Here is a 15,030-nt window from a genome sequence, read left to right as displayed (position 1 = left end):
CGAGAGTGCCGACTCCGCTGCGATCCGCTGAGATGTTTGTGTGACCCAAATCACAGCGATGGTTTGCTTAAACGACCGTTCCATGGACCAAGTGCATGAAACGGTCGAAGGTTTCCCTCCGGAAACGCCCACGGTGAGGTGCCTTTTCACAATCTCAGGTCACCATCTCAGGTCACAGGCTCAGGTCACAGGCCCAGGTCGCGGCGCAGCTTGGCGACGTGGCCGGTCGCCTTCACGTTGTACTGCGCGACCGCGACCTTCCCCTCGGGGTCGACGACGAACGTGGACCGGATCACCCCGGTCACCTTCTTCCCGTACATGGTCTTCTCGCCGAACGCGCCGTACGCCTGCAGGACCTCCTTGTCCGGGTCGCTGAGCAGCGGGAACGTCACGCCGTCGCGGTCCCGGAACTTCGCCAGCTTGGCCGGCTTGTCGGGGGAGATCCCGAGTACGGCGTACCCAGCGGCCTGTAGCGAGTCGAGCGAGTCCCGGAAGTCGCAGGCCTGCTTGGTGCAGCCCGGCGTCATCGCGGCCGGATAGAAGTAGACGATCACGTTCTTTCCGCGCAGGTCCGCGAGTGCCACCTCGTTGCCGTCGGCATCGGGCAGGGTGAAGTCGGGGGCGGTGTCGCCAACGGACAGACGATCGGACATCAGGTCCTCCACGGGTAGGTCTACTGGGCGCAATGTTACGTGCGGAAGAACTAGGCCCTTTCGGGGTGCGAGCGGCGGCTGGGTGGGTGAAGATGCGCAGATGAGCCGCGCATCCTCCCGCCAGTTGTTCGACGGCTACCTCGACCCGCGTCGTCCGCATGCCGGGGCGTACGACGAGATGTTCGATCCGGTCGACGGCGTGCGTACGGCGTACAAGCGGCTGCACGACTCGTTACAGCCGTTGCAGCCCGCGGACCTGACTACTCGGTCCGAGGCGCTCGACCGGGCGCTCGTCGACCAGGGGATCACGTTCAGCCTGTCAGGGGAGGAGCGGCCGTTCCCGCTGGACCTGGTGCCGCGGGTGATCACGGCGTCGGAGTGGTCGCGGCTGGAGCGTGGCGTCGTACAGCGGGTGCGGGCACTGGAGGCGTTCCTGGCCGACATCTACGGCGAGCAGCAGATCGTTGCGGACGGCGTACTGCCACGCCGGCTGATCACCTCCTGTGAGCACTTCCACCGGCAGGCAGCCGGTATCGCACCGCCGAACGGTGTCCGCATCCACGTGGCCGGGATCGACGTGGTGCGTGACGAGCAGGGCGACTTCCGGGTGCTCGAGGACAACCTGCGGAGCCCGTCCGGGGTCTCGTACGTGATGGAGAACCGCCGGACGATGGCACGCGTGTTCCCGGACCTGTTCGCCAAGCACCGGGTCCGTGCGGTCGGCGACTACGCCGTACACCTCCTCCGCTCGCTGCGGGCCGCGGCACCCGGCGTGACTGACCCGAACGTCGTCGTACTGACACCAGGTGTCTACAACTCGGCGTACTTCGAGCACTCGCTGCTGGCACGGCAGATGGGGGTGGAGCTGGTCGAGGGGCGGGACCTGTTGGCCCGCAACAACGTCATCTACCTGCGGACGACAGAAGGCGAGCAGCGCGTCGACGTGATCTACCGGCGGATCGACGACGAGTTCCTGGACCCGGTGCAGTTCGTTCCGGACTCCGTGCTCGGTGTGGCGGGTCTGGTGAACGCGGCGCGCGCAGGAAACGTGGTGATCGCCAATGCGATCGGCAACGGTGTCGGTGACGACAAGCTGATCTACACGTACCTTCCGGAGATCCTCAAGTACTACCTGGGCGAAACGCCGCTGCTGCCGAACGTCGACACGTACCGGTGCTGGCTGCCCGCAGAGCATGCTGAAGTACTGGACCGCCTGGACGAGCTGGTCACCAAGCCGGTAGAGGGCTCTGGTGGGTACGGCATCGTGTTCGGGCCGGATGCCTCGCCCAAGGAGCTCCAGGCACAGCGGAGGCGCATCAGGGCCAACCCACGGGGCTGGATCGCGCAACCCGTCGTACAGCTGTCCACTGTGCCGACGAAGGTGGGTGAACGGCTGCAGCCACGACATGTGGACCTGAGGCCGTTCGCGGTCAACGACGGCGAGGACGTGTTCGTTCTGCCAGGTGGACTGACCAGGGTGGCGATTCCCGAGGGCAGCCTGATCGTCAACTCGTCACAAGGCGGCGGGTCCAAGGACACGTGGGTGCTGGCGCCCAGAGCGTCCGGTGAGGACGCAGAGCTTCGTGGACCCGGTCTCGGGACCCCCGCGGTGAAGCCGGAGAGTACGCCGGAGCAAGGCCCTGAGCTGAACGCCGCCCAACAGCAGCAGCAACAGTGATGAGGAGGTGCTGACGATGCTCGCACGCAACGCCGAGTCGCTGTACTGGATCGGCCGGTACGTCGAACGCGCGGACGACACCGCGCGGATCCTCGATGTCTCGGTCCACCAACTGCTGGAGGACGCCACCGTCGACGCCGACACGGCCAGCCGCCGGCTGCTCTCGGTCCTCGGCATCACCCCACCGGACGGCAGCGAGCTGGACGTGTGGGGCCTGACCGAGCTGGTCGCGATGTCGCCCGAGACCGGGTCGATCGTGTCCTCGATCGCCAGCGCGCGGGAGAACACCCGGGTCGCGCGTGAGGTGGTGTCGAGTGAGCTGTGGCAGTGCATCAACGCGATGTGGAACGCCGTACCCGAGCGGCAGCGTGCTGCGCGCCGGGTAGGGCCGCACGAGTTCTTCACGTTCGTGGAGAACCGGGCCGCGATGTTCGCCGGGCTGGCCGACTCCACGATGAGCCGCGACGACGGCTGGCGGTTCCTGGTGCTGGGGCGGTCGGTGGAGCGAGTGGACATGCTTGTCAGGCTGCTGATGTCCCGAGTAGGCGACCGGCCCACGTCGCCCGGCTGGGTGACAGTACTGCGTTCTGCGGGTGCGCACGACACGTACCTGCGGACGTACCGCGGTGCGCTCGACGCGTCCCGCGTGGTGCAGTTCTTGTTGCTGGACCGGCTCTTCCCGCGGTCGGTGTTCCATGCGCTGCAGCAGGCGGAGTCCTGTCTGGAGGACCTCGACCACGGGCCGTCGGCGCGGATCGGTGCGGGTGCGGAGGCGTCGCGGTTGCTGGGGAAGGCACGCAGCGATCTTGAGTTCCTGCAGCCGGCGGAGCTGCTGGACAACCTGACCGGCAGACTGCAGGCGCTGCAGGCGACGGTCCGCGATGTCGGTGAGGCGGTGTCCCGGCAGTACTTCCATGCGGTGCCGTGGATCGAGTGGAACAACACGGAGGTGAACCTGTGAACTGGCGCCTCCGCGTCGTGCACACGACGGGCTACCGCTACGCGACGGCCGTGACCCAGTCCTACAACGAAGCCAGGCTGACACCGCGTCATGACGACCGGCAGAACCTCATGGTGGCTCGGCTGGAGACGATCCCTCCGGCCCGCGCGTACAAGTACACGGACTACTGGGGTACCGAGGTCAACTCCTTCGATCTGCACAGCCCACACACCGAACTGAAGGTGATCGCGGCCTCCGTCGTCGAGACGAGCGACCAGCCGCCGCCGTCGGCTGAGGTCACCTGGGTGCAGCTCAAGTCAGCGGACGTCCTGGACACGTACGCCGAGTACCTGGAGTGGACCACCTACGTGCCGAAGCACCGGGAGCTGTCCGCGGTCGCCCGCTCCTTGCGCAGGGGCCGTTCGCCGCAGGAGACCGTGCTGGCGGTGTCCAAGTGGGTCCACGACACGCTGAAGTACCAGCGCGGCACCACAGGTGTGCACTCGTCCGCTGTCGACGCGTGGCAGGCCGGTGAGGGCGTGTGCCAGGACTATGCGCACCTCACCCTGGCCATGCTGCGCGCGGTCGGTGTACCGAGCCGCTACGTCTCGGGCTACCTGCACACCAAGCCGGACGCGGCGGTGGGCGAGACGGTCGTCGGCGAGAGCCATGCGTGGGTGGAGGCGTGGACCGGCGAGTGGTGGGGCTTCGACCCGACCAACGACATCTCGATCGGGCACCGGCACGTGTGGGTGGCGACAGGCCGCGACTACGCGGACGTGTCGCCGCTGAAGGGCATCTACTCCGGCGAGGCAGCGACGGCCATCGAGGTGACCGTCGACATGACCCGGTTAGCCTGACCCGATGCGGGCCATGACAGTCACGCCGGGCAAGTCCGACTCGGCGACAGTGGGCGACGTCCCAGAACCTCCCGTCGTCGACGGTTCGATCCTGGTGGAGGGCTTGCTCACCGGCATCTGCGGGACCGACCTGGAGCTGGTCTCCGGAGCGTTCGGCAGTGGCCGTCCCGGCGCCGACCACCTCGTCATCGGACACGAGTCGCTCGGACGCGTGCTGGAGGCACCTGCCGGCTCCGGCTTCGCCCCAGGCGACCTGGTCGCCGGAGTGGTACGCCGACCCGACCCGGTGCCCTGTCCGGCCTGTGCACGAGGTGAATGGGACTTCTGCCGCAACGGGCAGTACACCGAGCGCGGCATCAAGGAGATGGACGGGTACGGCGCTGAGCGCTGGCGGGTCGACCCGTACTTCGCCGTACCCGTGCCTGCTGCGCTGGGAGAGCTCGGTGTGCTCGTGGAGCCGGCAAGCATCCTCACCAAGGCGTGGGAGCAGGTGGACCAGGTCGGAGCCCGATCGTGGTTCGCTCCGCAGCATGTACTGGTGACGGGCGCCGGACCGATCGGGTTGCTGGCCGCACTGATCGCCCGGCAGCGCGGGTACGACGTACACGTGCTGGACCGGGTTGAGGACGGGCCGAAGCCAGAGTTGGTACGGGCGCTTGGCGGTACCTACATCACCGACCTGGGGCAGCTGGACGTCGTACCGGATGTGGTGATCGAGGCGACGGGTGCTGGGCAACTGGTGTTCGACTGTGCCTCGCTGCTGCCGCCTGCTGGTGTCATGTGTCTGGCCGGGATCCACCCCGGGCCGGCGACGGTCGACGTGCAACTCGACGCGCTGGTCCGGCAGTTGGTGGTCCGCAACGCCGCCCTGGTCGGGACGGTGAACGCAGGTAAGCGGCACTACGCCGACGCCGTTGACGTGTTGCTGGCCGCGGACCGGGTCTGGCTGGAGCGGCTGATCACCCGGACCGTGCCGCTGTCCGAGTGGCCGGACGCATTGGTACGGGAACCCGAAGACATCAAGGTGGTCGTGGACCTGCGAGCATGACCTGCGAGGATGGTGGGTGACCAAGGGCAGATCGGGGCAGCCCCGCCGATGGAAGGAGCGCCGACACGTGGCGGACACGAAGGCTCGGACGGCCGAGCAGATCGAGGCGGACATCGCCGCCACCCGGGCGCGCCTGGCCTCGGCCGTGGACGAGCTGGTCGACCGGGCGAACCCGAAGAACGTCGCCCTGCGGCAGGTCGAGCAGGCCAAGGCCCAGGTCTTCGACGAGCGGGGTCAGCTGCGGACCCAGAAGATCCTCGCGGTCGTCGGTGCCGTCGGCGGTGTGGTCGGTGTGCTCCTGGTGATCCGCCGCCTGGTGGGTCGCCGGTGACTCCACGCAAGCGGCTGTCCGACGACAAACTCCCGATCCGGATGCTGCACGACCGCGTCCTGGTCTCCCTCGAGCAGGAGGGCGAGCGGAAGTCGTCGGCAGGCATCCTGATCCCCGCCACCGCGCAGATGGGCCGCCGCCTGTCCTGGGCCAAGGTGGTCGCGATCGGTGCGAACGTGCGGACCGTCGAGGTCGACGACCGGGTGCTGTTCGACCCGGAGGACCGGGCCGAGGTGGAGGTGCGAGGCGACGACTACATCCTGCTGCGCGAGCGCGACCTGCATGCGGTGGCCGCCGGTCGCCTGGAGGACGGGCAGACCGGCCTCTACCTCTGAAAGCTCTGGAATCTGAACCGGGCCGGCGGCTGAACTGACCTCTGGGCTGACTTCTGGCCTGAATTCTGGCCTGACTTCTGGGCGGCGCCGGTGACCAGGTCGCGGACGAACGCGCCGACCAGCGGCACGAACTTGAATCCCTGGCCGGAGAACCCGGCGGCGACCGTGACCGGTCCGGCGCGGTCGATGACGAAGTCGGACGTCGGTGTGGTGTCGTAGAGACAGCTGATCGCCGTGGACCTGTGGGGGTCCAACCCTGGGTACCACTGCTCGACGTACCGCAGCAGGGCCGAGTCCCGTTCCGGCTCCGGCTGGAAGTCGCGCTCGTCGGGGTCCACCTCCGGCCCGGTCGCGTGCAGTCCGACCTTGACGCCGGAGCCGGGCTCGTAGAGGCCGTAGCTGGTAGGGCCGTGATGCACGAAGGACGGCCACTCCAGCTCGTCTGACAGAGGTGTGAAGAACCGCGGCTGCTCCTGAGTCACTGTGAAGGGCGGCAACGACACCACTCCCTCTGCCAGCTTCGGAGTCCACGGTCCAGTGGCCAGTACGACGTGCCGCGCCCGCACTGCGCCCCCTGGTACGTCGAGCTCGACAAAACCGTGATGCGCCCGCAGCGCCCGTACTGGTGACTGGACCCGGAACTCGGCGCCCAAACGACCAGCCACGACCTGTAGCGCGTGAACGGTCCGATCGGCGTACAGCCGACCTGACCCCGGCTGGTACAGCACATCGGTCTCGAAGCGGAACCCGGGCCATCTCTCAGCAGCCTCCGCTGCCGAGAACACGGACCCGGTTGCCCCGTGCAACGACCGGAAGGTCTCGACCGAAGCGTCGCCCATCCCGTGGTCGATCCCACCGGTCTCCTCGAGCAGCGTCTCACCCGACTCCGCCTCCAGCTCCCGCCACAGCGGCCGCGCCCGCTCAGTCAGCTCAGCTATCTCGGCGTCGTCCGCAGCCGGCCGGAACAACCGCGTCGCGCCGTGCGACCCGCCGCGCTCGTGCCCGAGCGTGAACTGCTCCAGTACGACGACCTCTCGCCCGGCCGCCGCCAGCGCCCGCGCGGCAGCCGACCCCATCGCGCCGGCCCCCACCACTGCCACGTCATACGTCATTCGGTCACCCCCTGTCCGCACTGATCGTAGTGATCTGGACAGGCAATCTCAGCTGCCGAGCGGGTAGGGGAGAATAAGCAGGTGATCTTTGATACCTCCAGCCGGTTGCCGGACTTCCCGTGGGACAAGCTCGCCCCGTATCAGCAGAAGGCGGCTGCGCATCCCGACGGGATCGTGGACCTGTCGGTGGGCAGCCCCGTCGACCCGGTGCCGGCGCTGGTGAAGCAGGCGCTGGCCGACGCGGCGGACGCCCCGGCGTACCCGACCACGATCGGTACGTCGGCAGCGCGGCAGGCGGCTGTGGACTGGATGGCGCGGCGGCTCGAGGTGACCGGTGTCCACCCGCAGAGCGGCGTACTGCCTGTGATCGGCACCAAGGAGCTGATCATGATGCTGCCGACGCTGCTCGGCATCGGAGCCGGTGACACGGTCCTCATCCCGGACCTGGCGTACCCGACGTACGAGGCCGGCGCTGCACTCGCCCGGGCCACCAGCGTCCCGGTCGCGGACCCCACGACGTACGGCGGGCCGGTCCGGGTCGCGTACCTGAACTCTCCGCGCAACCCGTCCGGAGAGATCACCCCGCCGGCCGACCTGCGGCGCGCGGTCGAGTGGGCGCGGGCGAACGACGTACTGCTGGTCAGCGACGAGTGCTACACCGAGTTCGGCTGGGACGAGAAGCCGGTGTCGGTGCTGCACCCGGATATCTCCGGTGGCAGCTTCGACAACCTGCTGGCGGTGCACTCGCTGTCCAAGCGCTCCAACCTCGCCGGGTACCGCGGTGGCTTCGTCGCCGGTGACCCGACCGTCGTCACCGAGCTGCTCGCCGTACGCAAGCACGCCGGGCTGATGGTGCCGTCGCCGATCCAGGCCGCGATGGCCGCCGCGTTCGCCGACGACGCTCATGTCGAGGAGCAGCGTGCTCGCTACCTGCGTCGCCGTGCGGTACTGCGGGATGCTCTGACCGATGCGGGCTGGGAGATCACCCTGTCCAACGGCGGGCTGTACCTGTGGGCGTCGCACCCGTCGTACGACGCGTACGGCTCCGTCGGCGCACTGGCGGACCGCGGGATCCTCGTCGCACCTGGTGCGTTCTACGGAACCGCCGGTGACCGGCACATCCGGGTCGCGCTCACCGGCACCGACGAGCGCATCGACGCCGCCGTGAAGAGACTGCAGGAGTGAAAGAACTTCCCGCCTTCGTGTGACGTCTCCCCGGGTGACTGCCTCTTATAAGGGGGTAGGTGTTGTCCAGGGAGGGTGGGGCGGATGAAGCGCGTCGTCGGGGTGGCGGTCGCAGTTCTGTTGAGTCTTGGGTCGGTCGGCGTGGCGTACGCGGACGGAAGTCCTTCGCCGAGTGTCACGCCGACTGCGAGTCCTCCTGAAACACCCACGCCGACAGCTACACCCACGCCTACACCGAAACCAGCGGTGACTCCTGCGGCGGCGTGGTCGATCACGCTGGATCAGCCGGCTGCGTCCTGGGAGGACAAGCCGACCGTCTTCGCCGGCAAGATCAGTCAGCCGATCACTGGCTCCTACATCACGCTGTGGCAGCGCGTCCCCGGTGCGTGGGTACTGCGCGCCTCGACCCGGACCACGGCCGGCGGCGTGTACAAGTTCAGCTTCGTGTCGGCGTACACAGGCACCTGGGCGTTCCGCACGATGATCGGGGTCAAGGCGGAGACGGCGCTCGCGATCTCGGACTACCGGACCGTGCCGATCCAGGACCGGAAGATCCTGATCAGCACACCGGCGTCCTGGTACGCGACGCTGACCGGCGTCTCGGTCACCGGGCGGATGGTGCCGGCCGAACCGGGCAAGGAACTCGCGCTGCAGGAGTACCTCGGCAGCGGAGTATGGCGACTGCTGAACATCGCCACGATGGATGCAGGAGGCAACTTCCGGCTGCGGGTCCCCGACGACCTGCCGAAGACGCGGACCGTCCGCGTCGTCACGCGGTCCGTCGCCCAGTCCGCGATGGAGTACTCCGGCCTCGCGACGATCGTCATCAAGGCGGCACTGAACCCGAAGGTGTACGCCGTCTCCGCCGCGATGGTGCCGAACACGTACCGCGCCGGATGCCCCGTGAAGCCGTCGTCGCTGCGGCTGCTGCAGCTGAACTACTGGGGTTTCGACGGCCGCGTCCACCGTGGCGAGCTGATTCTGCGGGACGCCGCGGTGGCGAAGATGATCACCGCGTGGACCTCGACGTTCGCGTCGAAGTTCCCGATCCGGCAGATGCGCCGGGTGGATGTGTTCGGCGGCAGCGACATCAAGTCGATGGCGGCCGACAACACGTCCGCGTTCAACTGCCGCCGCGTCACGGGTGACCCGTACTCGCTGTCGCCGCACTCGTACGGCTGGGCGATCGACATCAACACTGTGGAGAACCCGTACCTTGCCGCGAACGGTGTCTGGTACCCGTCGAACGGGCTGGCGTACCGCAACCGGTCCGTGGTGCGTCCGGGCATGCTCTTCTCGAGCAGTGCCGCTACAAAGGCTCTGATCGGCCAGGGGTACTTCTGGGGTGCAGGCTGGGCCAAACCCGACTACCAGCACTTCGAGCCGAAGTGAAAGCGCTAGTAGTCGCCACCGCGTTGTCAGTCGTTCTGCTCGGTTGCAGCTCCAACTCGGCCGCCCAAGAGCCCACACCGACGCCCACACCGACTCCGATCCCCACAGCGGTCGGAGGGACGGTCCCGGTGCCCACCAACACACTGAGCTCCACCCAACCGACAGATGCGGCTGTCCCGCCGGAGGTGCCCGAACAAGCGACCGCACCGCCGCCAGCCAACGCCGGTCCGCTCACCGCAGCCAACCTCCCAGCACCTGAGAAGCTCGGAACTGGCTGGAAGACCTACAGGGACCCGGGTGGTGCAGAGGCCGGCTTCATTGGCAACAACACCTGGACGCGCCGCCGCGACCCACACCAGGCGTCGTACGAAGCACTGCCCTCCGGCTGTGCCGGCCAGCCGGTCGCCGGCTCGCTGCCAGTCCCCGCCTACGCACTGACCGGCAGCTACCGCACAGCCGACGCCCTACCTGCCACTGCGCTCCTGCTCCGCTTCAGCAACTCCAAGCAGGCGGAGACCTACTACAAGGGCTACAAGGCACGCATGGACGCCTGCGGCACCGGCGGTGACCTGAGTGTGAAACAGCTCTGGGCCGACGACACAGCTGCTGCCGGGGTGCGTGCGTACGCCGGTGCGGAGTCTTACGTCGACCTGTCCGTCGTCCACGGCTCCACAGTCGCTCTACTCGCCACGACGTCCACACGCGCCGATCAGCAGGCCGATTGGGCGCGCAGCGTCGTACCGGCTCTGGAGGCTGTCATCGACTAGCGTCGATCACTGCCTGCGCGAACTCCCGGGGTGCCTCTTGCGGCACGTTGTGCCCCACGTCGAAGGTGCGGTGCTGGTAGCGCCCTGTGAAGTGGTCCCGGTACGACGACCCGTTCCCGGCCGGTGTGAACGGGTCGTAGCGGCCGTCGATGGTGATCGTCGGTACGGCGATCTTCGGCGCCTTCTGCAGTTCGCTCTCCAGTTCGGCGTACTCCGGCTCGGCCGGGATCAGGCTCTGCCGCCACCGGTAGTTGCCGATCACGATGGCCTCGTAGTCCGGGTTGTCGAAGGCGGCTGCGGTCCGGGCGTACGTCGCGGAGCTGTACTTCCACGTCGGCGAGTTGAACTTCCAGATGAACTCACCGATCTCCCGCTTGTACTGGTGCAGGCCTGCCGCGCCGCGCTCGGTTGCGAAGTAGTACTGGTACCACCAGGCGTTCTCGGCCGCGGGGGGAAGCGGCTTCTTGTTGAACTCCAGGTTGGTGATCAGGTACCCGGTGACCGAGACCAGTGCCTTCACGCGCTCCGGCCAGAGCGCCGCGATGATGTCGGCGGTGCGCGACCCCCAGTCGTAGCCGGCCAGCACGGCCCGCTGGATCCCGAGCGCGTCCATCAGGGCGAGGGTGTCGAGCGCGAACGCGGCCTGGTCGACGTTGCGGGGCGTGGCGGCCGAGCGGAACGTCGTACTGCCGTGGCCGCGGAAGTAGGGCACCACGACGCGGTAGCCGCGGCGGGCGAGGAGCGGGGCGACCTGCTCGTAGCTGTGGATGTCGTACGGGAAGCCGTGCAGCAGGAGCACCGGGGTGCCGTGGGCCGGCCCGAGCTCGACGTACCCGACCTTGAGGACGCCCGCGTCGATCTGCTTGACAGGTCCGAACGGGAGCTTCGGAGAGGCGGCCGCGCCTGCTGTGAGCAGCGGAGTGGCCAGCGCGGCGGCGCCGGTGGTCCGGAGGAGAGTGCGGCGGCTGACGTTCATGAGAATCCTTTCCAGTGGGTGTGGATCCAGATTCAGCCGTGCCGGCCCTGGGTCGCGCCCGTGGGACTCCCTGGTCCGGCCTCCCCAGGGACCGAAGTTGGAGGAGAAGTTGAATTACCTTTCAGTATTTCGTGTCCTACACTCCGGTTATGGGTGACTTCGACCGGTATACCCGTCTGACCGCGCGGCTGGACGCGCCGTACGCGGTGATCGACCTCGCCGCGTTCCGGCGGAACGCCGACGATCTGGTCCGGCGCGCCGCCGGCACGCCGATCCGGATCGCGTCCAAGTCGGTCCGCTGCCGCGCGCTGATCACGGCCGCGCTCGAGCGGCCCGGGTTCCACGGCGTGATGAGCTACGCGCTCCCCGAAGCGCTCTGGCTGGCCCGCAACGGTGTCGATGACATCCTGCTCGGCTACCCGACGACCCACCGGACCGCGCTTCGCGAGCTCTCCGAGGACCCCGAGGCGGCGTCCCGGATCACGCTGATGATCGACTCGCCGGAGCACCTCGGATACGTCAAGGCCGCCGCGACCGGCACCGCGCGGATCCAGATCTGCCTCGACGTGGACGCCTCGCTGCGAATCTTCGGCCAGCATCTCGGCGTACGGCGGTCGCCGCTGCGGACCCCGTCCGACGTGGCGGCGCTGGCGCGCACCGTCGCCGCGGACGACGCGTTCGAGCTGACCGGCGTGATGTTCTACGAGGCGCAGATCGCCGGTCTCCCCGACACGTCGCCCGCCGTCCGCTGGGTGAAGCGCCGTTCGGCCGCCGAGCTCGCCGACCGGCGCGGCGCGGTCGTCGACGCGGTCAAGCAGGTCGCGCCGCTCCGGATCGTCAACAGCGGCGGGACGGGCAGCCTGGAGATCAGCAGCGCCGACCCGGTCGTCACCGAGGTCACCGCCGGCTCCGGTCTCTACGGTCCGACCCTTTTCGACAAGTACGACGTGTTCCAGCCCGAGCATGCGATGGCCTACGCGCTGGACGTCGTACGGCGGCCCGCGCCGCGGATCGCCACGCTCTTCGGCGGTGGGTACGTGGCCTCGGGGCCGGCGAAGAAGTCGCGGCTGCCGCTGCCCGCCGCGCCGTCGGGACTGAAGCTGCTGGGCACCGAAGGCGCCGGCGAGGTGCAGACTCCGGTCCAGGGAGCATCGGCCGATCGGCTGCGAATCGGCGACAGAGTGTGGATGCGGTACGCGAAGGCAGGCGAGATGCTGGAGCGGTTCGACGTCGTGCACGCTGTTGACGGTGATGAGGTGACCGAGCTCGTCACCTACCGAGGTGAAGGGAAGAACTTCGGATGAGCACCTGGCGGAACTGGGCCGGTACCGAGTCGGCGACCGGGATCGAGACCCTGCGACCAGGTTCGGCCGACGAGCTCGCGGCCGCGGTCAAATCCGCGGCCGAGCAGGGCAAGAAGCTCAAAGCGGTCGGTTCCGGGCACTCGTTCACAGGCTGCTCGGTGCCGCAGCAGGTGATGATCCGGCTGGACGGACTGTCCTCGGTCGTCCACGCCGACAAGGAGTCCGGCCGCGTCACGGTCGGTGCCGGCACCGGACTGCGGAAGCTGAACGCGGGCCTGGCCGCGTTCGACCTGGCGATGGCCAACCTCGGCGACATCGACAAGCAGACCGTCTCCGGTGCGATCTCGACCGGCACGCACGGGACCGGCGCGCGGCTCGGCGGTCTGGCCACGCAGGTCGTCGCGCTCGACCTGGTCACCGCGGACGGCTCGGTGCTGCACTGCTCGGCCGAGGAGAACCCGGACGTGTTCGCCGCGGCCCGGGTCTCGGTCGGCGCGCTCGGCGTGATCAGTTCGCTGACCCTGCAGTGCGTGCCGGCGTTCCTGCTGCGCGCGCAGGAGATGCCGCTGCCGCTCGGCGAGGTCCTCGACGGGTTCGATGAGCTTGCTGACGGCAACGACCACTTCGAGTTCTACTGGTTCCCGCACACCGAGATCGCGCTCACCAAGCGGAACAACCGGGTCGCCCCGGGCGTCGGCGCCTCGCCGGTCGGCCGGATCCGTGGCTGGATCGACGACGAACTGCTGTCGAACAAGGTCTTCGAGCTGACCAACCGGCTCGCGGTCCGGCGGCCCGGGATGGTGCCGCGGATCAACCGGCTCGCCTCGCGCGCACTGTCGGCCCGGGAGTACGTCGACGCGTCGTACAAGGTGTTCTGTTCCGAGCGGAACGTGATCTTCCGCGAGTCGGAGTACGCCGTGCCGCGTGAGCACGTCGTCGACGTGATCCGCCGGCTGCGGGCGTGGATCGACGCGTCGGGGTCGCGGATCCCGTTCCCGATCGAGGTCCGGGTGGCCGCGCCGGACGACATCTGGCTGTCCACGGCGTCCGGGCGCGAGACGGCGTACGTCGCGATCCACCAGTACCACCGGCTGCCGCACGACCCGTACTTCCGGGCCTTCGAGAACATCGTCGCCGACTACGGCGGCCGGCCGCACTGGGGCAAGCTGCACACGCTCACGGCGGACGACCTGCGCAGCCGCTACCCGCGCTTCGACGATTTCCTGGCGGTCCGCGACCGGCTGGATCCGCGGCGGACGTTCGGCAACGCCTACACCCGGCAGGTCTTCGGGGACTAGCCTGCGGTCATGAGCATTGTGGAACGGCTGGAGCCCGTGGTCGAGGACTGGCAGAAGGCGCTGGCCGTGGTCGCGCACCCGGACGACCTGGAGTTCGGTACGGCGGCCGCGATCGCGCGCTGGACCGGACAAGGCAAACAGATCGTGTACTGCCTGCTGACCTCCGGCGAGGCGGGGATCGACGGCGTCGACCCGGCCGAGTCCGGCCCGCTGCGCGAGGCCGAGCAGATCGAGTCGTCCCGGATCGTCGGCGTCTCCGCGGTCGAGTTCCTGGGCCAGCCTGACGGCACCATCGAGTACGGCGTGGCGCTCCGCCGCGTGATCGCCGCCGTGATCCGCCGGCACCAGCCGGAGATCGTCATCACGAACAACTTCCGCGACACCTGGGACGGCGACGTCCTGCTGAACCAGGCCGACCACATCAACACCGGCCGCGCCACGCTCGACGCGGTCCGGGACGCCGCGAACCGGTGGATCTTCCCGGACGCCGGCGACAAGTGGGACGGCGTACGGCAGGTCTGGGCGGCCGGGTCACCCGCCGCGCGGCACGGGGCGGACACCACTGACACGTTCGACGTGGGAGTGCAGTCGCTGAAGGCGCACAAGGCCTACATCGACGGGCTGAACTGGCCGCACTTCGACCCAGAGGAGTTCCTCGAAGGCACCTCACGCCCGGCCGGTGCCCAGCTGGGCACGAAGTACGGCACCCGGTTCGAGGTCTTCACTCCTTGAGGTAGGCCTGCAGGTGCGGCGGCGTCGGCTTCGGACGCCGGGGCTCGCGGTCGCCGGCGGTGCCGGGGCCCGGCGGGTTGTTGGGGCCGACCCACGAGCGGACCAGCGCGCGGCCGCCCTTGCGGGTCATCCGGTGCAGGTCGATCTGCTGGACCTGGCTGGCCGGGATGCCGAGCTGGGCCAGGCTCCGGTTCGCCAGGTCGCAGGCCGTGTCGTGCTTGCGCGGCGACATCTTCTGCTGCAGGACGACCGCGATCGACCCGTCCGGCAGATCCTCGATCCGCTGGAACCGCAGGCCCTTGTCCAAGGACCACGAGTTCAGGGCGAGGTCGATGTAGTCGGCGTCGGACAGTCGACGATCGGGCTTCGCGCGCGCAACCACTTCGTAACGGGCCATACCCCGATCATCCGTCGGCGGC

At 68.6% G+C, this 15,030-nt stretch carries 16 protein-coding genes; 12 read left to right on the top strand and 4 right to left on the bottom strand.

Translation table 11 applies throughout. From position 1 onward, the window contains the following. Positions 1-185 precede the first annotated feature (185 nt). Positions 186-653: a thioredoxin-dependent thiol peroxidase gene (gene bcp, locus EV137_RS12335; RefSeq protein WP_134001203.1), complete on the bottom strand. Its 468-nt coding sequence runs from the start codon at positions 651-653 to the stop codon at positions 186-188. A 100-nt stretch (positions 654-753) separates the two neighbouring features. Between bcp and EV137_RS12330 the strand changes: the two genes are divergently transcribed. The 6 genes from EV137_RS12330 to EV137_RS12305 all read left to right on the top strand — a co-directional run bounded on the left by EV137_RS12330 (position 754) and on the right by EV137_RS12305 (position 5,845). Next, positions 754-2,331: a circularly permuted type 2 ATP-grasp protein gene (locus EV137_RS12330; protein ID WP_134001201.1), complete on the top strand. Its 1,578-nt coding sequence runs from the start codon at positions 754-756 to the stop codon at positions 2,329-2,331. A gap of 16 nt (positions 2,332-2,347) precedes the next feature. Then, positions 2,348-3,292, top strand: a complete 945-nt coding sequence (locus tag EV137_RS12325) for an alpha-E domain-containing protein (RefSeq protein ID WP_134001199.1) — start codon at positions 2,348-2,350, stop codon at positions 3,290-3,292. Next, complete coding sequence (locus EV137_RS12320; RefSeq protein WP_134128614.1) at positions 3,289-4,131, top strand: transglutaminase family protein; 843 nt, start codon at positions 3,289-3,291, stop codon at positions 4,129-4,131. Before EV137_RS12325 ends, EV137_RS12320 begins: the two co-directional genes overlap by 4 nt. Positions 4,132-4,135: 4 nt before the next feature. Then, complete coding sequence (locus EV137_RS12315; RefSeq protein WP_134001195.1) at positions 4,136-5,179, top strand: glucose 1-dehydrogenase; 1,044 nt, start codon at positions 4,136-4,138, stop codon at positions 5,177-5,179. 67 nt (positions 5,180-5,246) lie between these two features. Continuing rightward, positions 5,247-5,510: a DUF3618 domain-containing protein gene (locus tag EV137_RS12310; protein WP_134001193.1), complete on the top strand. Its 264-nt coding sequence runs from the start codon at positions 5,247-5,249 to the stop codon at positions 5,508-5,510. After that, positions 5,507-5,845 carry a GroES family chaperonin gene (locus EV137_RS12305; protein ID WP_134001191.1) on the top strand — a complete coding sequence of 113 codons (339 nt, stop codon included), beginning with the start codon at positions 5,507-5,509 and terminating at the stop codon, positions 5,843-5,845. The genes EV137_RS12310 and EV137_RS12305 overlap by 4 nt, the downstream gene beginning before the upstream one ends. Here EV137_RS12305 and EV137_RS12300 read toward each other — a convergent pair. Further along, positions 5,836-6,957, bottom strand: coding sequence for an FAD-dependent oxidoreductase (locus EV137_RS12300; RefSeq protein WP_134128612.1), 1,122 nt, complete (start codon positions 6,955-6,957; stop codon positions 5,836-5,838). The two genes, EV137_RS12305 and EV137_RS12300, sit on opposite strands and share 10 nt — an antisense overlap. Positions 6,958-7,041: 84 nt before the next feature. On the opposite strand from EV137_RS12300, the gene dapC reads away from it, so the two are divergent. From dapC to EV137_RS12275, 3 genes are all read left to right on the top strand, one after another. Then, complete coding sequence (dapC, locus tag EV137_RS12295; protein WP_202870988.1) at positions 7,042-8,142, top strand: succinyldiaminopimelate transaminase; 1,101 nt, start codon at positions 7,042-7,044, stop codon at positions 8,140-8,142. A 246-nt stretch (positions 8,143-8,388) separates the two neighbouring features. Further along, on the top strand, positions 8,389-9,534 hold the full coding sequence (locus tag EV137_RS12285; protein ID WP_134128605.1) for a M15 family metallopeptidase: 1,146 nt from the start codon (positions 8,389-8,391) through the stop codon (positions 9,532-9,534). Positions 9,535-9,662: 128 nt separating this feature from the next. After that, positions 9,663-10,301 (top strand): hypothetical protein, encoded by a 639-nt coding sequence (locus EV137_RS12275; RefSeq protein ID WP_166679844.1) that lies wholly within the window; start codon positions 9,663-9,665, stop codon positions 10,299-10,301. Here the strand turns inward: EV137_RS12275 and EV137_RS12270 are convergent. Continuing rightward, entirely contained in the window at positions 10,291-11,277 is a 987-nt protein-coding gene (locus EV137_RS12270; protein WP_134128599.1) for an alpha/beta fold hydrolase, read from the bottom strand. The genes EV137_RS12275 and EV137_RS12270 overlap by 11 nt on opposite strands. A 149-nt stretch (positions 11,278-11,426) precedes the next feature. On the opposite strand from EV137_RS12270, the gene EV137_RS12265 reads away from it, so the two are divergent. The 3 genes from EV137_RS12265 to EV137_RS12255 are packed head-to-tail and all read left to right on the top strand — an operon-like array spanning position 11,427 to position 14,611. Further along, entirely contained in the window at positions 11,427-12,581 is a 1,155-nt protein-coding gene (locus EV137_RS12265) for an amino acid deaminase/aldolase (protein ID WP_134001179.1), read from the top strand. Next, positions 12,578-13,879: a D-arabinono-1,4-lactone oxidase gene (locus EV137_RS12260; protein ID WP_134128597.1), complete on the top strand. Its 1,302-nt coding sequence runs from the start codon at positions 12,578-12,580 to the stop codon at positions 13,877-13,879. Before EV137_RS12265 ends, EV137_RS12260 begins: the two co-directional genes overlap by 4 nt. Positions 13,880-13,888: 9 nt before the next feature. Next, positions 13,889-14,611, top strand: coding sequence for a PIG-L deacetylase family protein (locus EV137_RS12255; RefSeq protein ID WP_134001175.1), 723 nt, complete (start codon positions 13,889-13,891; stop codon positions 14,609-14,611). Here EV137_RS12255 and EV137_RS12250 read toward each other — a convergent pair. Continuing rightward, complete coding sequence (locus EV137_RS12250; RefSeq protein WP_134001173.1) at positions 14,601-15,008, bottom strand: hypothetical protein; 408 nt, start codon at positions 15,006-15,008, stop codon at positions 14,601-14,603. The genes EV137_RS12255 and EV137_RS12250 overlap by 11 nt on opposite strands. Positions 15,009-15,030: the final 22 nt, after the last annotated feature.

The organism is Kribbella pratensis, from assembly GCF_004366075.1.
Taxonomy (GTDB): Bacteria; Actinomycetota; Actinomycetes; order Propionibacteriales; family Kribbellaceae; genus Kribbella; species Kribbella pratensis.
Note: the sequence above shows the minus strand (reverse complement) of the source record. Positions and strands in the feature narration are given on the sequence as shown.